1 protein-coding gene (cut by a window edge) is annotated in these 23,775 nt (G+C 67.7%); it reads right to left on the bottom strand.

What is annotated here, in order from left to right:
- Positions 1-23,775: the 3' portion of an LEPR-XLL domain-containing protein gene (locus GEV05_14240; protein ID MPZ44531.1), read on the bottom strand. It continues 6,576 nt past the right edge of the window; the window shows 23,775 of its 30,351 coding nt (coding positions 6,577-30,351); its start codon lies off the right edge, out of view; its stop codon occupies positions 1-3.

The raw sequence follows: 23,775 nt of genomic DNA on the forward strand, positions 1-23,775 counted from the left end.
TCACGTCGCCAAACTCGGCGGCGTGTACCTCCCAGGAGGTGGCACGACGGCCGCGGTTGCCAGCTCGATCCTCAGCTTGCTATTCGGATTGGCTTGGGCATCGCCACGGCCCAGGTTGCCGACAAAGTCACTTACCCAGGGAGCGCCGCCCGGAATCGAAGCTACCCGGGTGCTCGCGGCTCCCTGCCCCCCTGCAGTCCAGTCGATCGCAGCCGAGGACGCAGCCGTTAGGCCAGCTTCCCCTTCATGTGACAAGCGCGGGACGGCGAACAACTCGGGTGTGGACACGAGCGTGCGCAACGGCACCTGCGCCGAGACCTTGGCGCTGCGCGCCTTTCCGAGCACGCGCTCCGTGCTCGTATCATCTGCCGGCTGCCACGCGGGGTCGAGGGCGAATGGGCCGGCGTCGATGGTTCCCCGTTCGAGGTCGTGACCGAAGCCGAACGCGGAAGCCGCGTCCGTCGCCCGCAGTTTCGCCTGCGCGAAGTTATCGCCGACGGTCGGTCGCCCGGAGGTTTCGCGCGCCGCGTCCGACCCCATGACGGTCACCACAGGCAGCGGCGAAGGCAGCTCCGGCAGCTCGGGTACCGCCATGCGCACCACTCGGCGTTGGATCAGCCGCGCATCGATCGAGTCCAACCGGGCATTGCCGTTGACATCTCCCACGATCACGGGGTCGATCAGCGGATAGGCATCGAAACCGCTGTCGAGTCGCACCACCACGCGCTGGACGTTTCGAGCGTCGAGCGAGGAGTAGCTCGCCCGACCATCGGTGTCGCCCAAGTAGGCCACCAGGTGAAGCCCGTCGTCATCGACGCCATCCAGCGTCCCGCCGTTGAACTGCAAGCCCTGGATGTCGAGCAGGTGCGCAGCGCCATAGGTCGCACTGGCCGGCACGCTCGCTTGCACGTGGAGTACGGTTAACGGCGTATCCGGCAGGTCCGTCAGGCTCGTAAGCTCTATGTGGATCAAGCCCGAAGTGGCCTGGCTCATATCCGCGACGACAACGGCGCTGTCCAGTACCGCTGCGCCGTCCTTGGTGATGCCGTTCACGCCGAGCAGCGCCGGATCGAAACGCAGATCGAAGGACGCCGAGCCGATACCCGCTCCGCCGATAAGCTGGATCGGAATGCCGGCGGCGGAATGGGTTGCCGGCAGGTTGATCGTCTGGCCGGGGCCGCGCGCGAAGTCGGGCACACGCAGCACGCGGGTCGACGGCGCGACCGTGAACGAGGTGACGAAGTCGTCCCCCTGGATGCCGTTGCCATTCCCATCCAGCATCCAGCCGTCCTGGTCTTTCAGCCCGCCTTGGGCGCTGCGCAGCGTCACCGTATACGTGTCGGGCGCGAGCGCCCCGCCGGTTGGCACGAACGTCATCGAGCGTGCGTCGACACTCACCACGAGCGATCCTCTGACCGGTCCGGTCGTCGCTCCGCGCAAGATGACATCGGCCGCGCCGGTTCCTTCGGCGTCGGTCCCGAAAAGATTCAGGGCGGTCAGGTCCAGGGCGCGATTGAACCCGACGCGCAAACCGCTTGCGGCAGGCGTAATGTCAGTGACTTCGAGCGGCAGCTGGGTCGTCACGTCGACAAAGAACGCGTCGGGTTCGGATACTCCGTCGTCGTCGCTCACGGTCACCGTCACCTCGAAGCGGCCGGTTTGCGTATAGAGGTGTGTGAGATCGAAACTCCTCGCGGTCAGGTTCGGCAGCGTGAGCGGTGCGCTGCCGTCTCCGAAGTCGACCTGCGCCGCCCACGTATCCGTTCCCGGGTCCGCGAAGATCACCTGCCGAGATAGCGTGGCACCCGGGCGGAGCCCCACATCGGGACCCGCCCGCACGGTCGGTGCCACGTTCACGACCTCGGCGTCGAAGGTCTTCGTATCGCTCCCGCCGAAGCGGTCGGTGACGATCACCGTCACCGTATGCGACGCCGCATCCTGCGGGAAGACGTGCTGCAGCGTGAAGCTCTGGTCCTCGTTCAAAGTCAGCGGCAACACCGGGCCGGTGTCGTATCGCACCGTGCCGGTCCAGTCGTCTTCCTGTCCACTCGGATCACCGAAGTGCACCGTTCGCGCGAAAGGCACCCCTTCCTCGAAGCTGCCCAAGCCCTCCGGTGCGATCACCGGCGGGCGATTGGCGATTGCGACCGGACGCGTGTCGCTGACGATGCCGCCGTCATCGTCGCTCACCAGGGTCGTCACCGGGTAGGTGCCGGGCACGCCGTAGCGATGGCTCAGACTGAAAGTGCCGCCCGCGCCGAGGGTGGAGCTTTCGGCCGGCGTACCGTCGCCCCAGTCCACGCTCAGGCTGTGGGAGTCGAGCGTGCCGGCGTCGTCCACGTCGCCGATGAGCATGAGCACGTCGCCTTCGGTCGCCGCAGACGGCGACAGCGTCAGCACGGCAAGAGTCGGCGCCACGTTGCGCACCGCGACCGCGGCGGTTGACTCGGCCGAGTCGGCGCTGCCGTCGCTCACCTGAACCCGGATCGCGGTCCCCGAAGCAACATCGTCCTGGTACTTGTGTACGACTGCGAACTCGCGAGCGCCCACAGCCAGCGCCACCAACTGAGCCGTGCCGTCGCCCCAGTCGATCCGCACCGTATGCGTATCGAGGAGACCGGCATCGGTAAGGGTGCCGCCGAGCGTGAGACTGCCGTTCTCGGCGAGGGTCGTCGCGCTGCGCGTGAGACCGCTGAGCGCCGGTGCCACGTTCTGTACGCTCACTGCCAGGCTGCCGGCCCCGGCGTGGGTCCCTTCCTCGTCCACCACGTCGAGCGTGACCGTGCGCGCCGCAGCACCTTCCTGATAGGTGTGCGCGAGCGTGCCGCCTGCCACCGCCAGCGCGGCTGACGTCACGGTCTCGGCCAGCGTGCCGTCGCCCCAATGCACCTGGAATTGCGTCGCGGTGTCGGCGCCGGGCTCGGTGACGGCGTCGATCCGAAGCAGGTAAGGCGCACCTTCGGCTGCGCTCGCCGCCCCGGCGAGCGCTACGCTCGGCGGGACATCGGTCACGGTGATCACGGCAGTGTCGGTGACCGCCGCGCCGTCGTCATCGGTCACGGTCAGCGTCACCGTGTAGGTGCCCTGATCGGCCGGTGTAAAGGTGAAGGCCGGTGCGGTCGCCACCGGGACGACCTGTCCGTTGCTCGCCACGGCGCTCCATTCGTAGACAAGCGTATCGCCTGCGCCGGGATCGGCGGCCGCCGGGCCGAAGGCGACCGAGGCGCCTTCGGTCACCGTCCGGTCGGGACCGGCGTCGGCAGTGGGCGTCAGGTTGCCCACGCTGACCTGCAACGTATCGGTCGCGGTGTCACCGTCGTCGTCGGTGACACGGACAACCACGGCGAAGGCTCCGTTGTCGCGATACGTGTGAGAGAGATCGAGCCTCCGATCGATCAGTTCCGTGGCGGGGATCGACACGATCTCCGAGCCGTCTCCGTAGTCCACCGTCGCGGTCCACGTGTCTGCGCCCGGATCCGTGAAGGTGAGCGTGCGGGCGAGTGCTTCGCCCTCGTCGAGCGCGCCATCCGCGCCGGCGTCGAAGGTCGGCGCGACATTGCCGGCGAACACGAAGATCACGTCCTGATAGGTCTGCCCGGCATCGTCGAGATCCGTCGCGCTCAGCAGCACGCGGTAGGTCCCGTCGTCGATCGGCGTGAACGAAAAGGTCGCACCGCTGCCCTCGGCTGCAGTCGTGCCGCTCGGATCGCGAACCAGCCACGCGAGGTCGATGTTGCCACCATTGGCCGCATCCGGATCGGTCACGGCTGCCGTAAAGGCGATCGCCACTCCCTCGTTCGCGCGCCGGTCGGCGCCCGCGGCGACGACGCGGACATGGGCGAAGTCGACTTTCTCTGCCACGGGGTCGGACGCCGTGAACGACACCGACCGCGTTCCGACCCGCTCGCCGCTGGCGCCGACGGCAGTGGTGCCGGTGGTCGGTTGCCATCCGGCGGGCGGCTGCTCCACCACGCGCACCGGCGCGGGCGGCAGGCCGTTCAACGTTACCGTGAGATTGTCGATCGCCCAGGACTCGTTACCGATGGTTTCCAGTCCGCTCCCGTTCGCGAACCAGCGAATGGTCAACGTGCTCGCGCTGTGCGGGATCGCCTTGAATCGTGCCTCGGCGCTCATGTCGTAGGCCGCGTCGCCCACCGTGGCCACCTGCGCGAACCCTCGATCGACGAACCGTTCGCTTTCGGGCGTGAGATCGACACTCGCAACGGAAGGTCGATAGCCTTGCACGAACCCGGCCTGATTCACGTTTGTGAACGTCGCCGCAAATACGGATGCGCCATCCACGGTGACGTTGAAGAGATCCGGCTGCGGGCCGCTCCCGTCCCAGGTATCGATGATCGCGAGCAGGAAGCCGAGGTCGATGCTCGAATGCTCGGGCAGATCGGTCAGTGTCACCGTGGCGACCGCACTCGGCGCGCCGCCCTCGGCGATGCGCAGGAAGTTGCCGCTGAACGGCGCTTGTGTCGGACCGAGCCCCGTATAACCCTGAACCGGTTCGGTCGTGGTGACGCCGCTCAACTGCGCCGGAGCCTCGGTTTCGAAATCGGTCGAGAACACCAGCTGCGATCGCGGTACGAGCGGCAGATCGGTGAAAGCGTAGCGGCCGTTGAGGTCGCTGTAGGTGATCGCCTCGTCGGGATCCGGGGCGTCGTTGCCGTTCGCGTCGAGGAACAGCGCGGCATTTTCTATCGCGCCCTCGCCCGCGTCCTTCACGCCGTCCCGGTCCGCGTCCGCGAACGTGCTGCCATAGATCGCATGGACGTCCGCAGTGAAGTCGAATCGCACGTCATCGGTACGACCGGCGAAGGTGCGATCCGAGGTTCGCACGGCGATGGCCGCGGTTCCGGTCGTTCCCGGTGCGACGGTGAGGTGCAGGTTGTTGTCGCGAACGATGGGCGTGACGCCGGAGTTGTCGCTCGCCGCGGTCGTAACCAATACCGCGTCGTCGCCATCGGTGCCGAGGAGCGGATACACGCGGCCAGGAACGGCACTTTGGAATGTCGGACCGAGTACCGTGCCGATCAGTCCGTGTCCGGACTGATCCGGCGTGCTGAGGAAATCGATCTGATCGAGCTGCCAGTACATTGCGAGACCCGGCTCGGCCCCGGACAGGACGACCCGGCGGTCGGCCTGGATTTCCGCATCGGTGCGCGCGCTGTTCCACACCCGGAACTCGTCGATGCGGCCCTTGAAAAAGGCGCCGTTGCCGAGATGGGTGGCATCGGTCGGACCCAGCGCGTAGAACAGGGCGCCCGTGCCGCCCGCCTCCCACGGCGCCTGGCGATCACCGAAGACCGTCTCGAACGATTTCACGCCGTCGAGGAATCCATCCAGCGCGAGCGACGCGCGGTCGTAGCGCAGCACCGCGTGCTGCCACGTCCCGAATGCGGCCACGCCCAGGCTGACGGAAGGCAGGTTCCAGACGCGTGCCCGCACCTCGCCGGTTGCGAGGATCTCGATCTGGCTGTCGTGCCAGGAGGTATTGATGGCGGCTGTGCCGAGCTCGCTCACGATCACGCCGGGCGCGATCGCGTTGAACCACACTTCCAGCGTCACGGTTTCATCGGGGAAAGCGTTGCGTAGATTCGGCGAGATGACGAAGTCGTCGATACCGTCGAAGCGCAGCACCAGGCCGGTCGCGGGGCTTGCGCCGGCAAGCAGCGGCGCGGGGACGTCGCCGAGCGAGCCATGGTTCGCGTTCGCCGAGCGATCGAAGGCCACTTGGCCCCCCGCTTCCTCGAATCGCCAGTGGCCGGCCAGGCCCGCTTCCGTCCCCGATCGTTGCGTGAACAGGCCGGTCTCGATTTCGCCCTGCGTGCGCGCCACGTTCCAGACGGCAACTTCGTCGAGCGTTCCCTTGAACGCAGTGTAGGTCGAATCGATCTCCAGGGTGCGGCCGAGCTCGAGCGGCATCGCGGTGGAGACCGCATCGGTCGCGCGCACGGTCCCGGCGATCGACGCCACCCGCGTGCCGGCGGCATCGTGGACGAACAGCTGAAGCGATCCGCCATCGCGGTCGATGACGCCGGCAACGTGGTACCACTGTCCCGGCTGGATCACCCCGGCCGCGGTCTGGATGAACTCGTCGCCCGCCGTGTCGGCCGAGGTCAGCAGGACGAAGCCGCTGCGCTCGAGCCAGAGCGAGTAGGTCCGCGCGCCGAGCACGCCGCTCGATTTCTGCACGAGCGGCATCCACTGCGTGCCGGCTGGGAACGCGAGCGTGCCGTCGGCGGCGCGATCGGCCTGCATCCACAATTCCATCGTCATCGTGCGGCGGATATCCAGGCTCGCGCTGCCGGGAATCTCGACGAAGTCGTCGCTGCCGTCGAGCTGCAGCGCCCGCGACGGCCCGTCGCGCAGCGGCCCGATGCGCAGCGCGGGCGCGGCATCGGTATCGACCGTCAGTCCGGCGCCGAAGCGCTGCTGCAACGGTCCGAGATAGAGATCGTAGGCCCGGTTGTCCAGCGGATTGCCCGCCAGATCGAGAACGTTCAGTGCGGGCAGGATCGCTCGGTCCTGGCCAGTCGCGGCATCGACGGCGACGATCCGCACGGCGTCGGCTGCCACCGTGTCCACTCCCGCGGCCGTATCCGTGAGCCGCACGCGCAAGATCCCGCTGGCATTGTCGACGACACTCAGTAACTGCCACGAGACAGCGCCCAGTGCGCTTCCCGACGGCGCCAGCTTCTGATTGACGGGCACGGTCGTCTGCGGCGTGGCGGCGGCCCCGTCGAAGACCGAGTACTGCGCATCGCTCGCACGGCTCTCCGCTTCGGGCCAGGTCACCAGCACGGCATACGCGCCCGGGTCGAGGTCGCTGAACACCCATTCCGCCGCTTGCGGCTCCGGATTGATCGGGCCCGCGGTCCGGATGAACCGATAGTCTTGCTCGAAGGCACCGCTGACCGGGTCGATATTCGCTAGCCACCCGGAAGAAGCGGTGAACCCGGGATCGCTGTCATCGACGGTCTGCTGGCCCAGCAAGGGACCGATCTCGCCGATGCGGTTGCCGTCGAGGTAAAGCGAATCGAGCTGGTCGAGATCGACCAGAGCGTCGAGCCGATCGATTTGCTGGTCGGAGAGGCTGAGGAATTCGAGGCTTCCCAGGTTGGCGAGCGGACCGGCATCCATCACCCGCACGCCTTCATGAACGTGCACCTGCGCTGCTCCCGGTGCACCGACAACGACTGTTGCGCCGGGCAGCGCAACGGAAAAGCCGAAGCCACCACCCCTCGGAATCGGGCTGGGCTCGAGCGTGCGCACGAGGTGGCCGTCGGAGACGTCGAACAGATACGCGGTTCCGTCGTTGAAACCGAATAGCGGCGTGGACACATCGCCGACCAACGCGACATCGCCTCGGAGCGCGACCGACGCGCCAAAGCCCGCGAGCGCCGGATCGGGATCGAGGATCGTGCCGACCGGCAATCCGGTCGCGCTGTCGTACAGGTAGGCCGCCGCCGGATTGACACCGAGGATCACGGTTCCAGGCGCTCCGATCAGGACCCGCTGCCCTGATATTGCGACCGAGCGCGCAAAGTCGGCAAACCCCAGCGGCGCCGGATTGGGGATCGTCGCAAGCCGCGTTCCGCGCTCCAGGTCGTACAGATGCGCCTCGCCGGCGTTCACACTCGATACGAGAGCGCTCGGGGCTCCGACCACCAGCGTGTCCCCCTCGAGCGCGAGCGACGCACCGAAGCTTTCCGATCCGGTCGGCGTCGGATTCGGCAATCGCTCGATTGGACTGCCTGTGCTCGCCGCGAACACGAACGCGGCGCCCGTGTTGATCGCACCGGTATCGTCCCCCGGCGCGCCCACGACCACCGTGTTCAAGCGGAGTGCGACGGCCGAGCCGAAATTGTCCCCCGCAGCGAGCGACCCAGGTTTCGTCAGGGTGGCCAGGAGCGCGCCGCTCCTCAGATCGAACACGTAGGCCGCGCCGGCATCCTGGACGCCGCCCACGTCGTCGGCCGGTGCCCCGACCGCGAGCAGGTCGCCGTCCAAGGCGAGCGAGGAGCCGAAGCGGCTCCCGAGTTGCGGCTGCGGATGCGCGATCGTCCTCAGGAGACTTCCGTCGCGGGCCGCGAACACGTGAACCAGGCCGGCGTCATCGGCGCCGCTGTCCGCGAACGGGGACGATACGACCACATAGTCGGCGGACGCCGCGATGACCTGGCCGAACTGGCTCGAGGTGCCGGGTGTCGGATTGTCGAGGACGTACAGGCTGCCGTCGACTTGCGGCACGGTGATGCGAGGTTCGTTATCGAGACTCAGCGCCTTCAGCCCGGCCAGTTCTGCAAGCGGGCTCAAATCGGTCACCGGATTGAAATCGAAACTGAGATATTCCAGCCGCCTCGCTCCCACGGGGTTGCCGATCGCCTCGCCGACGGTGACGATGGCGGGCGCGAGCGGCGAGAGCTCGCTCACCCGGTTGCCGGCGAGCGCGAGCGAACGCAGGTTGGTGGCGAACTCGAGCCCGCGCAGGTCGGCGATCCCGAGCCCGGTCAGATCCAGATGCCGCAGCTCCGCCATCTGGCTCGCGCGGATCGGCTCCTGCACCAGCAGCGTGCCGTCGCCGGTCGTCGTGACCGGGATGCCAAGCGCCCGCGCCACCGCCACGTGCAGCGCGCGGTCGTGGAAGTAGGCATCGATGCTCGGATCGATCGGCGGCAGCTCACGCTGGCTGACCGTCGTTTCCTCACCGATGAAGGGATCGCGCCGGGATTCGCCCGGTTCGAGGGTCTCGCCGATCTCGGTGGCTTCGGCGACGAACAGGTCGACGCCGCGCTCTCCGAACAGGCGATCGAGATGCCGATTGCCGATGAGTATGTCGTCGCCATCCGAGCCACGGATCAGATCGCGGTCCGACGCCGGTTGCGAGAACCCGGGGATCGGCGGCGCGGCCTCGAGACTGAACGACAACGGCTCCGTCTGCTCGGCGGCGGCCGGGTTATACACCTTCAGATAGAAGGTCCCCGCCTCCGGCGTGCGCAAATCGATGATCGACTGGCCTTGCGCCAACCGAGCGCCGTGCGCGTCGTAGAGGTCGGCCACGACCCCGCTCGATTCACGCGTGACGACTTCGAGCCCGGTGCGATGCGCGAGATCGGTCGAAGAGAAAATGACGACCGGATTGCCCGGATTGGGGCTGTCGAGGCTGAGCCTGAGCGTCAACCGCGTCTTGCCGCCCGCCAGTGCGGCGCGCACCGCACTGGTGAGATCGACCTCGATCGGCTGTGTGCCGCTGACCGTCGAGAGATCGCGCGTGGCCACCGTGCCGGTGGCGGCGGTCGCATCCAGCGGCATGGGCGTCCCGTCGCCCTCGGCATCGAGCACCGCGACCTGCATGCTGCGGTTGATCAAACCCGCGTCCACGAGCCGCTTCGTGCCCGCCGCCGTTCCGTCCGTGAGCCACAGCCCCGACGCGCCTTGCGCATCGCTGGCCGTGAAGTACACGGTGCTGCCGACTGTGTGCAACTCGCCGACTCCACGCGGATCGGCGCTGACTTTCACCGTGCCCTGCACGGAACCGTCGCTCTTCCACAGCTCCGGTGCACGCGTGCCGGCATCCGCGGCGAAAAACAGCGAGTCCCCAACAAGGGTGAGCGCGGATGGCTCGGCGCTGACAGGCCCGGCCGCGATGTCGGTTAGCCGCTGCAACGTATTCGCCGCCACGTCGTAGTGCCAAAGCTCGACGCCGGTCGTCGGTTCGAACGCCGTGAAGTAGATCGAATCGCCGCTCGCCGTGAGCTGATCGAAGGTGCTCAACCCGGCGAACGAAGCGTTCACATCCGCCAGCCGGACCGTGCCGGCGCCGCTGCCATCGCTGCGCCACAACCCGGTGCCGCCCCCGTCGTCGGCCGTGAAGTACAGAACGCCGCCGATGTCGGTGAGGTTCGTGGGGTTGGAATCGGTACCGGCCGCGGTGTTGATGTTGCGCACCAGGGTCGTGCTCCCCGCCGTCCCGTCGCTGCGCCACAACTCGATGCCGTCGACGCCGTCGGTGGCGGTGAAGAACAGGGTGCCACCGATGGCGGTCAGGTTCGCGGGATTCGAACCGGCGCCGGGCGCGACGTTGAGATCGCTCACCAGCGTGGTACCCGCCGCCGTGCCGTCGCTGCGCCACAATTCGACGCCGCTGCTGCCGTCGGTGGCGGTGAAGTACAGGGTGCCGTCGACGTTGGTCAGATGGGCAGGATTCGCGCTCGCGGTGCCGCCGAAGAACAGGTTGATGTCCCGCACCAGGACCGCGCCGAGCGCGGGGTCGGGATCAATGCGCCACAACTCGACACCGTTCGCCGTAGTGTTGGCAGTGAAGTAGAGCACGCCATTGACGTTCACCAGATTCGCCGGATCGGACGAGTCCGCACCGGCGTTGATGTCTTTCACGAGAACCGTGCCGGCGGTTGTCCCGTCGCTCCTCCACAGCTCCGTGCCGGTCGGCAAAGACGAGCTGAAGTCGGTGGCGGTGAAGTACAGGGTGCCGTCGACGTCGATCAGGTTCTGCGGGTTGGCGCTCAGGCCGAGCAGATCGGGTCCCGCGAAGAAGAGGCCTGGGTTGATATCCCGGAGCATGCTGGTGCCGAGGACCGTGCCGTCGCTCTTCCAGAGCTCGCGGCCGCTGGCCGGATTCGATGCCGAGAAAAAGAGCATGTCATTCGCATCGGTAAGCAGCACCGGTGCGCCGGGGCCCTGCGTGGCGAAGGGCGACGGGTAATCCAGCGTCAGCAGCGCCCGCTCGATTGCGGTCGGATCGTTGCGCCGATCGAGATAGGGCGAGAGGTCAACCTCGAGGATGACCTGGTCGCCGGCTTCAGTGCCGATGGAAAGCGTGTTTCCGGGCTCGATCGGACTGTCGTCGGCCGATGGTGTCGGATCGAAACGCGCGTCGTTGCCGTGCAGCAGCGCCGTGCGCGCGGCCTCGAACCCCGGCGCGAGCACGATCTGACTGCCGGCCTGACCGTCGCCCAGCGTGGTGAAGCGGTACCAGCGATCCTGGCCGGGCAGCAGCACGAAATCCGGCTCGCCGTCGCCGTCGATGTCTACGTCCGGAACCTGACCGAAGATGTCGTTTCGTCCCAGGAACGCTCCTGATCCCGGAATCGGGAAGTTTTCCAGCGCAATGGCATTGGCCGCATCCTCGAGCACGCTCGGATCCGCCGGCCGCGCGCCGTACACCAGGTAGAGTTTGCCGGCAGCGGCTTGTCCGAACGGTGCTCCGATCAGCAGGTCGTCGATGCCGTCCCGGTCGACATCGAGTGACGTGCCCGCCACCAATGCGCCGAAGAAATCGAGATCCTGCTCGCCCGTGAGGGCAACGTCGGCATCGGCCAGGTTCAACGTCGCGCCGGTGCCGCCGAAGCGATCTCCGATGTCGCGAAACACGTGCACGACGCCGCGCCGCTGGATGTCGATGATGGTCGAGCCCGGCCCGATGCCGCCGCGCAACGACTCGCCGACGGCGAGATCGATCTGGCCGTCGCCGTCCCAGTCGCCGCTGGTCACGCTGAGGATGCCGTCCACCGAGACCGTGTCGCCGAAGTCGGCGGCCTGCTGGCGCTGGAATCGAACCGCGGCATCGTCGCCGCTCAGCGCTTGCGCGGCCCCGAGCGCGAACTGCGCCGATCCGCGGAAAAGGTAGAGCGTGGCCGAGCCTGCTGCATCGAGCTCCAGGGTGCGCCACAGCGCGATGTCGTCGTAGCCGTCGCGGTCCAGATCTCCGACCGCCGCGGTCTGCAGCCTGCCGGAGGCCACGCCGGACTCGGGCACGAAGAAGCTGCCGATGTCGAAGGACGCGTCTGCGGTGTCCAGGGTAAGTTCGGTCGGACCGGCGCCGGAACGCCGCCCCAGGAACAGGTATGCCGTCTGCGTCGCGGCCTCAACGGCATCCAGGAACAGCGCCTCGTCGAGCCCGTCGCCGTTCACGTCGCCCGGGACGAACGCATCGGCGGAAAGGCCCTCGCTGCCGGCACGGGCGATCGTCGCCACGTTTACGACATGCCCCTGCAACTCGGCGTCGATGACGAGGTCCTTGCCCGCGATCACATAGGCGCGATCGCTTGCGCGCACCAGGATGTCGGTCTTGTGATCGCCGTCCCAATCGAGCAGATGCGCGGAGATGATGACGTCCGTTATGTTCGGTTGATCGAAGACGATCGAGGTGGCGCCCGCCGTCAGCGTCGCCGGAAGGTCGGCGCTGCCGAACACCACCATCAGCCGATTCGACGCGGTGGCGCTGCGCAATACGAGGTCGTCGAAGCCGTCGCCGTCGAGGTCGCCGTGGCCGGTCGCCGGCGTTTCCAGGCTCGCTGCGTCGAACCTGATGTTGGCCCGGGTCGCGATGCCCTCCGAAGCGTCGAGATCGACCGGTCCCAGCAGGATGTAACTGGCCGAGAAGCCCGTGATGAGGAGATCCTCGAAACCGTCGCCGTTCAAATCACCGAGCGACCGGCTCTGGCCCAGCGCCTCGTTGCTGCGGCTGCCGGTCAGGGCAAACGCTGCCGCCACCGGAATCGGTGCTGGCGACTGTCGCGGCAAGGTCACGCCTTGTGGATCGGCAACGACAGGTTGCAGCGGCGTGGCCAGGGAAAAGACAAACAGTTCGCGCGTCACCCCAATCACATCCGGGGGCTGCGGAGTGGCCGGCAGCGGCGCACGCCCCAGGTAGGCATGCACCACGCCGCCCAGGCCGTCGGCCAGAGCGAAGTCGGTGTGCTGGTCGCCGTTGATATCGCCCATGCCGGCGAACTTGTACGAGCGGACGTTCTCGAAACGCCCGGCGTTGGCAAACAATCCGAAATCGGACACCGCCGGCTCCAGCACCAGATCGGGCGCCGACGGAGCGAACGCGTCGCGCGCGCCACCGTAGAAGACATGGCCAACGCCATGGCGGTCCTGGGATGCCTCGTCGAGCGTGGGATAGTTCGAAATCACGAACGCGCCCAGGTCGTCGAAGCCGTCGCCGTTGCTGTCGCCGAGCGAGAAGAGGCTGCCGGTATTCACTTTGACCGCCTGCCTCGGCGTCTGCGCGAGCAGGGAAGTGAGCGAGACCGGTTCGCTCGCCGCCGTCAATGGTGACCCACCGAACACGATGTAGGATGTGTCGGGTCCCGCTATGACGAGGTCATCGAGCTCAGGCTCGCCCGGATCGCGCTGCCCGTTGTCGTTGCTGTCGATGAAATCATTGTCCACGTTGCCAGCCGGCTTGAGCTGGAAGCCGCCGAAAGACAGCCCGTCTTCGGGAAGCAGCGTGACATCGGCGAACTGATCCGGGAAGCCGCCAACCCATGCCCCCTCGCCGCGCGCCGCGCCGTACATGAGGTAGATTCGTCCGGTCGACACTCCGGCATCTACGATGGCCGCATCGTCGATGCTGTCGCCGTTGATGTCGCCGATCCCGGTCTCGCTGGCGCCAAGGTTGAAGTCGCCCTGGAACACCACGTCGGCGGAACTCTCCTGGAGGAACGTTCGCACCAGAACGTCGTCCACATACCATCCTTCGAGCGCGTTGGACGCGGAGTCCCGAGTGTCGAACTCGAAGCGAATCTGGACTCGGCTGCCGGCAGGATTGGTGATGGGGTTCTGCACGAAGTTCTGCAAATCCACCGCCACGCGTTGCCAGCCTCCCGACGGATCGGGCAGCCCGCCGGCGCCCTGTGCCGCGTTGGAGACGAGCGGGATGAACGCGCCAAACGGTTCGCCCTCGAACGAGGCCGAGATCGAGACTTGGGCGTGATCGAAGTTTGGCGCCGTCCCCTCGGTCTGCAGGAAGGAGTTGAACGAAAGCTCGGCGCTCCGGACCGTCGTGAGGTCGATGATGGGCGTCGTGAACGACCCGGCCGTGTGGCCGACGTTGTAGTTCCCGCCGCCGGCGGACGCTTCACCCTGGCCGAAATAGAGGCTCGACGATGCCGAATGCCCGGGCTCCGTATCCCGGCCGCTCGACACGTGCCACAAGCCCGCCACCTGGGCGCTCCCGGGCGGCGGCGCGTTGTCGATGGTCACCCCGTCGAGCGAGGCCGCTCCGCCCGCATCGTTGAAGTCCGCCAGGAACAGGCTCTCTGGCGACCAGTCGTCCCGGCCGTAGAAGAGATACGCGCGGTTGAGCGGATCGCCTGCGGTCTTTCCGATCAGGAGATCGTCCTTGCCGTCGCCGTCTACGTCCCCGGCATTGTTGATCGAGAAAGTGCCCGTCATCGCGATGACGGCATCGGCATCACCCACCACGTCGAGCTCGCCGGCCCACGGACCGCTCTTGCCGAAGATCAGGTAGACCCCTTCTTCGTCGTAGCTTCCGCCCGCCGTGTCGGTGATGGCGATGGCAATGTCGTCGAGACCGTCGCCGTTGTAGTCGCCCGGGGCGGCGAAGAATGCCCGTCGGGAGCCGAAGACGCCGGGGTCCTGGGCAGCGGCGAGGACCTGCGCGGGGATCCGGAGCGTCGGTCCGTCGCTGTCCAATGTCGCGTCGCCCGGCGTCGTGCTGCCGAAGACCAGGCGGGCGACGGTGACCGGCACCGAGACGTTCTCGCGTACCGCTGCGATGAAGTCGTTGAAACCGTTGCCGTCGATGTCGCCGAGCGGAATGACCACGGGCTGGTCGGCGCCGCCGGCTGGTGTCACCGTGAACGTGTCGACCGCGGCCGGTACGTGGATCGACTGTCCCACCTGCGCCGTGAAGCTCAGCCGATAAGGCCCGGCCGGTTCGGGACGAGGCGTGGTTTGCTGATTGACGAACTGAGGATTCACAAGGTGCAGCAGGTAGAACTCCGGCACGCCCACGAAGCGTTCGGCCGGTGCGAAGGACTGCCCCGGACCGAACACAGCGGGAAAGAGGAACAGATGGCGTGCGGGATCGAAGCCCTCCAGCGGTTGACCGGCCTCGTTCAGAACCTGGATCATCTGCGGCGAGAGATAGGCTGCGTCCGCAGTATCGAAGGTGCGCAACGCATCCGGCGTCGGGATGACGTACCAGTCGCCCGTGTCGCCGTAGCTGAAATTGAGATTGCCCAGAACGGTATTCGCAGCAACGGGCCCGAGCGGCGCAGCGAAGGGCGCGGTATCGTTGCGGCCGAATGCGCCACCAACGCGGGTCGTGTATTCGAACGCGTCGGGCGGCAGGACGCTGAAATCGCCGGGCGCCGGCGACTGCCCGTCGCCCGCAAGCTGATCGTCGCCATCGCCGCCCGTGATCCGGTCGTTCCCTTCACCACCGAGAATGAAATCGAGGCCCGCACCGCCGTCGAGCGCGTCGTTGTAGGCGCCGCCGAAGAGGCGGTCGTTGCCTGTCCCGCCGCGGATGGTGAGCGTGGTGAGGGCCGCGTTGAGACCGCGCTGCTCCAGGTCGCCCGGCGCAATGCCCCACTCCGGATCCGTTCCGGGGAACCGGTATCCGGGATCGGCGCGAACCTCGTCGTCGCCGGCGCGCGTGTCGATCACCGTGCTTTCGATGTTGCGCGGCTGGTAATAGAGATAGCGCTGGGCGAAGCTGCCGTCGGGCTCACGCACGAATTCGCGGTTGGCGACATCCCACACCAGGCTCGTGAGCTCGTAGCGATGGATCTTGCTGTTGTAGCGGATGGCGACGTGGTCCGGAACTGCCTCGCCGAACCGGTCGAGCTCGCCGCCCAGGAACAGGACCTGATCCGCACCGTCGCCGCCCTCGAACCGGTCGCTGAGCGTCGGGATGAGCGTGCGCTGCGTCCCCTTGATGAAGGGCAGCCCGTCGGGAATCAACTGGAAGACGTCGTCGCCGCCTTCGCCGAACAGGATGTCGCTCGCCTGGCGGTCGAGCCCGCCCGAGAGCACGTCGTTGTCGGGCCCGCCGAAGATCCATTCCTCGCCCGAGCCCCCGGACAGCACGTCGTCACCGGCGCCGCCCAGGATCAGGTCCCGGCGCAAGATGCGCGTGGCACTGCTCAAGTCGATCGCGGTGCCCGGGCTGAGATCCAACACATCGCCGCGCCCGCGGCCGACGGACACGTGCAGGTCGTAGCGCCCGGCGATGGTCCCGGTAACCTTCAGGCGGTACTCGCCGGCGGTCAGCACGTAGTTGCCTGCCTCGATTGTCCCGAGCGCCAGCGCTCCATCGGCGCCCGCCGTCTGCACGACAGTGCCATCGGCCCGGAGAAGCTGGAACGTATAGGGGCCGCCTGAAACCGCTGCGAGCCGGATCGCATCCGCCGGGGTGCGCAGGTTGGCAATCGAGACATCCTCCTCCGGCAGCGAAAAAGTGAACCAGTCTGCGTCGGCGGCGGACTGCAGCCGCAGGCCGCTCACCTGCGAAATCCGTTGCATGGCCTCGAGCCGGAAGGCACTTTCGATCGTGTCGTTGCTCTCGGCTGCATCCGGTGTGGCTTCGAAGGCTAGCGCGATGTCGTAGACCGTCGGTGTGCGATCGGAGAACAGGTGCAGGCGGTACGCCGTGCCCGCCTGCAGTCCCAGCCCGCCCAGATCCACGTCGACGCGCCCGTTGCCGCTTCGAACCGGAAGCAAAACGTTGTCCGCCGTGTCGCGAAGCTCGACGCGCAGGCGGTCCTGCTCCGACAGGCTGCGCACGGCGAGCAAGTCGCCTGTGCCGGGAGTGAGCCCGAAGGTCACCAGGTACCAGTCCTCGTCCATGGGGCTATCCAGGGTGAGGCCCGTGAACGTCGTATCGCTGTCGAACTGTCCCAGATCGAACGCATCCGCCGGTTCGTCGTTGCGCGTGGATCCCTCGGTGGCATCGACCAGGATCGGCTGGCCCGAGCGGATCTCGACCCGGTCATCGCCCGGCCCGGCGTCGATCCAGACGCTCTTGACGACGGTCGGCCCCACGACCACCTGATCGTTGCCGTCGAGCGCGTCGACGATGATCGCGAGAAAATCGCTTTCGGCCGGCAGCAGCCGCTGCAGATCGCGCAGTGGCAGATGCTTGCGCGCCTCGGCGTCGAACACCAGGTCATCGGGCCGCCAGACGTAGGTTCCGTTCTCGTCCTGGGCCTGGAAGTCGAGCTGGACCTGGGCGTCGAACGTGGAGGCGTCGCCGTTGCGGGTGAGCCGGGTGATCAGGTGATGGTCGCCGAGCAGCCCCGGCTCGGTGACGAAGTCGACATGGATCTCGTCGCTGAGCTGGGTCGCGCCGTAATACCAGACCTTGTCGGTTTCCCTGGCATAGGCTTTCCAGTCGTCGTCCAGCCCCGTGAGGCCGCCGTCGAGGTTCTCGAACAGCGTGCCGTCCGCGCGGAACAGCTGGTCGTCGCCGTCATCGGCGCCGTTGCCATAGAGGAAGTCGAGACCTGTGCCGCCGTAGAGCTTATCCGCCCTGGGGCCGCCGAGCATGCGATTGAGGCCGCTGTCCTCGAGCGTGTAGGGCATGCTCGTGCCGTCCGGGTTCAAGACGCCGTTGTCCAGCACGCCGTCATCGTCGGCATCGCCGTCGCTGTCGTGAAAACCGCCGGCGCTGTCGACGAAGACGCCGAACTGCGTATCACCGGCCGGCAGCGGGTTCCTGGACCAGGCATGGAGCTCGTTGTGTCCCTGGCCGCCGAAGAGATCGTCGTGACCCTGGCCGCCGAACAGCAAATCGAGATCCGCTGCGTCGCCGATTCCGTCGTCGCCGGACAGCCGGTCGTCGCCGCCCAGCCCGAACAGGGTGTCGGTGCCTACCCCGCCGTCCATCCGGTCACGGCCGGCGCTGCCGCGCAGTGTGTCGTTGCCGGCCCCGCCCTCGAGCACCGTTACCCAGTCGTCGCTGCGCGCGATCAGATCGCGCAGGTCGAGCGCAGCCGCGCCCTCGGCAAACTCCACCACGTCGTTGCCGCCGAGCGAGGAAATGCTGAACTGCTCGACCAGCGGACGACCCTGCCCGTCGCGCCAGCTCGCCTGGATCAGACGGGTCGGCGCATCATCGGTGTAATCGACCTGCAGCAGCCCGGCCGGCGTCTGGCTCAGCCGGATGCTGTCGGCGAAGTTGGTGCCGGGGATCAGCAGGATGTCGGTGGCATTATCGTCGAGGGCATCGCCCGGCGCGCGGTTGCCGAAGTGACCGTCGAAGGTTTCGCCGCCGAGTACTGAGTAGCCCGCATCCACGTCGAGCAGCAGCACATCGATGCCGCCGCCACCGAAGAGCTGGTCGCTGCCGTCCTGTCCTTCGAGCCGGTCGGAGTCCGCCCCGCCCCAGACTTCATCGCCGCCGCCGCCGCCCAGGAGATCGTCCTCGCCGGTACCGCCGAAGAGCTGATCGGCGCCGCCCGTTGTCGCCGGCTGCGCATTGAGGGCGTAGGCCGGGCCGCTCAGGAACTCGCCGTGCAGGAAGTCCTTGCCGCCGTCGCCGAACAGGAAATCCGCCCGCAGGTTGCCGTAGACGAAGTCGCCGCCGCCGCCCCCGTGCAACTCATCGCCCACGCGCGCGACTTCGGTCGCGAGCAGGGCGGGATCGGCATTGATGGTGACCGCCGCGAACGCATGGAGGAAGTCGCTGCCTTCGCCGCCCCACAGCCGCTGCCCGGCCTGGATTCCGTCCTCCGCCCCGGCGTCGCCGAACAAATAATCGCGCCCGGCGTCGCCGTAGACCTGGTCGATGCCGCCGTCACCGCGCACCACGTCGTCATTGAGGCCGCCCCGCATCACGTCGTCGCCGCTGCCGCCGGACACCTGGTCCTGCGCCGCGCCGCCGTCGCCATAGTCGTTGCCCGCGCCGCCGTCGAGCCGATCGACATCGCCGCCGCCGAACAGGAAGTCGTCGCCGCTGCCGCCGGTGAGGAGATCCTCTCCGTCGCCGGTCTCGCCGGCGAGGGAAAGCCCCTGCAGCGCCTTGGGTGTGATGAGCGGCGGCAGGATCGTGCGTTGCACCGCGTCGGTGAGGAATTCCGGCGGCAGCTCGAACTTGTCCGCGGCCGTTTCGCCCGGCGCGAGCCGGAACTGCGCCCGCGCGATCAGCTCGGCGCCGCCCCACAGCACGTCGCTGCCGGCATCGCCCGACACCGCGTCATCGCCGCTTCCGCCCACGAGGACATCGTCATCGGCGCCGCCGAAGAGCGTGTCCACGCCGGTTTCGCCGAAAATGACGTCGTTGCCGGCATCGCCGTCGACGGAGTCGTCCCCGCTGCCGGCCATGATGGTGTCGGCGTCGCCGCCGCCGAGGATGCGGTCGTTGCCTTCGCCGCCGCTCAGGGTGTCGTCGCCGGCATCGCCCGAGATCCGGTCGTCGCCCGACTCCCCGTCGGCCACGTCGTGGCCGCCGCCGCCGGCGATCGTATCGCTCTCGGTCCCGCCCAGGATCGTGTCCGCATCGAGGCCACCGACGAGGATGTCGAACCCTGCGCCGCCGGCGAGGCGGTCGTCGCCGTCGTCGCCTTCGAGCCGATCGTCGCCGAGGTCACCCTCGAGCGTGTCGTCTTCGCTGCCGCCGAGCAGGATGTCGTCGCCCGCCGCGCCGAGCAGGACGTCGAGTCCGCTGCCGCCTTCCAGCCGGTCGCCCCCGTCCCCGCCTTCGAGCCGGTCGTCGCCCTCGCCGCCAAAAAGCTCGTCCGCTGCCCCTTGACCATAGAGCCGATCGTTGCCCAGGCCGCCGCGCAGGATGTCGGCGCCTTCGCCGGCCAGGGTCACCAGCGTGACGATTCCGTCGGCGTCGATCATGCCTTCGTCGCCCACGATGATGTCATGGCCCGCGCCGCCCTCCACGGTATCGGCGTCCGCGCCGCCCACGATCCGGTCGTCGCCGGTGCCGCCGTCCAGCGCGTCGAGCCCCGCTGCGCCGAAGATCGCATCGATACCGTCGCCGCCCTCGAGGCGATCGCGGCCGCGGCCGCCCTCCAGCCGGTCGTTGCCGCCCTCGCCGAGGAGCACGTCGTCGCTGTCGTCGGTCAGATCGTCGGTCAGCTCGATCGCGACGGAGCCGCCAATCAGGATGTCGTCATCATCACCGCCGGTAAGGACGTCGATCCCCAGGCCGCCGATCAGGATATCGCTGCCGGCATCGCCGGTCAGCTGATCGATTCCGAGACCGCCGTCGAGCCGATCGTCCCCCGCGCCTCCGGTCAGCTCGTCGTCGTCGTCGCCGCCGAGCAGCGTGTCGTTGCCGTCGCCGCCCCCGATCAGGTCGAGCCCGATGCTGCCGTCGAGCAAGTCGTTCCCGTCCCGTCCGTTCAGACGATCGTCGCCCTCGTCGCCGAAGAGTTGATCAGCACCTGTCCTGCCCTCGAGCTGGTCCGCCCCGCCGCCGCCGCGCAGAATGGCCGCGCCTTCGCCGCCGAACAGCGTGTCTTCGCCGAAGTCCGCTACCCGCGCCGGATCGCTGAAGTCGCCCCACAGCTCCGCCGTGGCGAGGACGCCTTCGTCGAGCGTGATGGTGTCGTTCCCCAGTCCGCCCTCGGCCACGATGTGGCGCACCCCGGTGAAGATCTGTTCCGCGCCGAAGGCCGAGACCGTGACGGTTTCGTTGCCCGCCTCGCCGTCGACATGGGTGATCTTGAAGTTCTCGTCTGCGTCCATGATGTTCACGGAGCGCCGGTCGTCGGCTCGCGGCCCCAGATTCAGGGTCAACAGGTCGCCGCTCTGGCTCGCCAGCACCGGCGGCTCCTGGGCGTCCGGGTCGCAGCCGTAGGTGAAATCGAGCAGCGTGACTTCAGCGATATTGAAGCGCTTCGTGAGCGAGAAGAAGCCGAACCCGATTTTGACGAACGCGCTGAGTCCCGCCGTGAGCTTGCCGTCGGCATTGAATACGCAGATCGGGTTCGCCGCGAGCATGTCGGCGAACTCGCTCGCGCGCATCTTGCCGTCGTCGTTCGGGTCACTGATGTCCAGCCCGATGATGGCACCGATGCCGCCGCCCACGCCGGCCGATGCGATGCCGACGTTCACGGCGCCGAAGGCCTCGATGGCCGCCCGCAGTATCACCTCGTCGACATCCGAGCCGGTCGCGTCGGCCTTGCCCGTGTCGCTGATGTAGAGCCCGTCGAGGATAAGACCGACCTCACCTGGATCGAAGCCGCTGTCGGCGAAACGGCGCGCGCCAAACGTGTCGAAGCCGAACGCGAGATCGAGATCCACGTTGATCGAGCCGGCCAGCGTGACCCCGAGCGGCCCCAGCAGAGGGAAGAACTGGCTGTACGGCATGCTGATGTTCACCGCCGGCATGTCGTAGCCGATCAGGGGCGCATCCTTGCCCATCAGCAGGCCGAAGAGCGACGTGGGGTTCTCGATGACCGGGAAAACGAAGCCGCCGCCGGGCGCTGCGGTGAGCTTCTCCGCCGCCTCGCGCTGCTCGGCAGTGCCGTTGTTCTTGAACTGATCGAGCGGGTCGGTGGCGCGGGTGACGTTGGGCGTTGCGGTGGTCAGATCCGGCAGGCCGCGCACGTCGATCGCGCCCAGATCGAAGCTGCCGAAGTCGAGCAGGACCGCATCTCCGGCAGTGGAGAGACCATCGAGGATGTCCGCCAGGTCGAGGACGTTGCCCAGCGCGGCGAGGAACGTGGCGGCCGAGTCGGCGCCGTTGCCGAGCAGGGCCGCCATTTCGAGCAGGGTGACCGCGCCGTCGTCGTTGCGGTCGAGCAGCGAGCGCGTCGGCCCCAGATCGGACAGCACCGGCAGCCGCGTGTTGAGGACGCCGAGCACCGGGCGGATCGGTCCCAGCACCGAGTCGACGGTGTCCACCATCGGCCCGACGACATTGGCGAGGAAGGTCCCGAGGTCGAGCCGGACATTCTCGAAGGCGATCTGCGGACGGTTGCCGAAGGGATCGGATTCGCCGGGGTCTGCGCCGGCGAACGACCAGTCGAGGCCGAAGTCGGCGAGCAGACGGGGAAAGGCCGCCCCGTCGCCCAGACTGAGGTCGAGATCGAGGTTCACGTCGGCGTCGGCGGTGAAGGCCGCATCGATCATTGCGTCGAGGTCCGGCCCGCCGGCCAGTTCCGCGAACGTGAGGCGGTCGTCGTCGTCCCCGGGGTCGCGTAGGTCGATCGTGAACTGTCCGGCGAGGCGCGACGGCGCAGTCTCGTCGTCTTTCGCCTGCAGACGCAGGAAGCCGAGCGAGCCGACGGCGCTAAGCGAGGGCGCGGTGACTTCGAGATCCACCGCCAGCTCGGGGATGGAGTTGCCGGCGGCGTCCCTCGCGTCGGTGTCGAAATAGACGCCGTCGGAGCGGCTCACGCCGAAGCCCATCTGAAAGCCCCAACCGAGCCGCACGTCGACGTCGCCGTCGACTTCGAGGCCGAGCGCAGGCAGTCCGATGTCGAAGTCGATCGGCACACTCAGGAGCGATAGATCCTGGCCGAGGTGCATGGCGAACGACACGTCCTCGGGGCTGGAAGCGAGCTGGATGTCGTCGAGGTTCACATCGACGCCGGTATCGGCGCCGTCCCGCAGCAGGCCGAGCCCCGCCGGACCGAACACCTCGAACAGGGCTTGGCGCACGGCATCGTCCGAGTGATTCGCGAGCGCCCGCAGCCGCGCGAGCACGTCGTCGCGGAAGTCCTCGATGAACCGGGCGCCATCCTCGAGGCTATCGCCCACCAGTGGCAACGCCACGCCGAACACCTCGCCGCTCAACGCCTGCTGCAGGCCTTGCAGCATCAGGTCGAGCCCGTCGAGGAGCGAGCTCAGGTCGTCGGGGATGCCGATGTCCGCGATGCACTGGGCGAGATCGGGCGCCGAGGCGAATACCACCGCCTCCTGCCCCGGGACGGCGCTGGACGGGTCGATCAGAATCCCGATCAGATAACCGAGGTCCGGGATCTCGATCCGCAGGGGGTCGAGCGCGTCGGCCGGCGTCGGACAGAACACCGGCAGGTCGACCGAGATCGCGCCCTGCACATCGACATCTACCAGGCTCGTCGACAGCTCGCTCAGCCGGTAGCGATGATCGGACGGGTCGTCCGTGATACCGACAGAAAACGCAGCACGGTCGGTGGTTGCCGGATCCCCGTCGCGGTCGAGCCGCGCCGTGCCCGGCTGGGTGGCGCTGCCGATGAAGACACCGACGGGACCCACGGCCGCTTCAAACCGGATGTCCGATCCCAGGATTGCGGCGTCGAGCGTAAGTCCCGTGCTGTCGTAGAGGAACGGGACAGGGTCGACGCCGTCGGACAGGTCGATGCCGAAGTCGAGGTCGAAGCGCGCGCCGGCCTCGATCTGCATCACCGCTTCGCCGCCGACGTCGATGAGATTGGTGACCCCGGCCAGCGCGGCGGCCGCATCGCCGCTCACGAGCCCGACCAGCTGCGCCAGGTCGAGGTTCATCTCGCGCGGACCGCTGTCGTAGTCGTGCGCGAACTGCAGCGCGACCTTCAGTGCCGGATTCTCCGCGATGCTCCGGTCGAGCGTCAGCTCGACCTCGGCACTGTCGAAATCGGGTGTGCCGGGCGGATCGGCAAGGCCGACCGCATCCTCGAGCAGCTCCTCGATCGCCTGCAGCGACTGGGCAGGATTGCGCTTGAATTCCTCGATTCGAGCCGACAACTCGCCGGTTGCCTGCAGCAGATCGCCGACGCTCAGGTCGAGGAGCGGCAGCTTCTGGTCGAGGAAGCCAAAGCTTTCGAGGGTGGCCAGGTAGTCCACCACGCCCTGCACCGCCGCCAGTACGTCGTCGAACCCGAGGTGCTCGAAGTCGAAGAGCTGTTCGAGACCTGTCTGCTGCACGAGCAGCGTGCCCGGGTCGGTGATATCGCTCCAGGTCACGGTCAGCTTCGCCTCGGGCGGCAGCGTGAGGCCGGGCAACGCCGGTCGCATCGAAACCGGCAGAATCAGGTTGGCGAAGCCGTCAAAATCGGCTTCGGCAAGCGTCGT

The sequence above is a fragment of the Betaproteobacteria bacterium genome, from assembly GCA_009377585.1.
Classification (GTDB): Bacteria; Pseudomonadota; Gammaproteobacteria; order Burkholderiales; family WYBJ01; genus WYBJ01.